The sequence below is a fragment of the Paenibacillus rhizolycopersici genome, assembly GCF_014947195.2.
Lineage (GTDB): Bacteria > Bacillota > Bacilli > Paenibacillales > Paenibacillaceae > Fontibacillus > Fontibacillus rhizolycopersici.
In genome coordinates, this window is record NZ_JADCNN020000056.1 from 1 (window position 1) to 330 (window position 330).

General features: G+C 42.4%; 1 protein-coding gene. It reads left to right on the forward strand.

From position 1 onward, the window contains the following. Positions 1 to 330, forward strand: a 330-nt coding sequence (gene tnpA / locus IM700_RS23000) for an IS200/IS605 family transposase (protein ID WP_204801207.1), incomplete at both ends; no start/stop codon positions are given.

Genomic DNA, 330 nt, shown 5'->3' on the forward strand with positions numbered 1-330 from the left:
CTTCAAGCGTTTATGTAAATACAAGGGAGTGGAGATCATTGAAGGTCACATGATGCCAGATCATGTACATATGCTGGTGGCAATACCTCCAAAAATCTCAGTATCATCATTCATGGGATATCTAAAGGGAAAGAGTTCCCTCATGATATTTGAGAAGCATGCCAGCCTGAAGTATAAATATGGCAATCGAAAATTTTGGGCAGAGGGGTACTACGTAAGCACGGTGGGCTTGAATGAAGCCACCGTCGCTAAATATATACGTGAGCAGGAAGCACATGACCAAGCCATTGATAAACTGAGTGTGAAAGAGTATGAAGATCCATTCAGCAG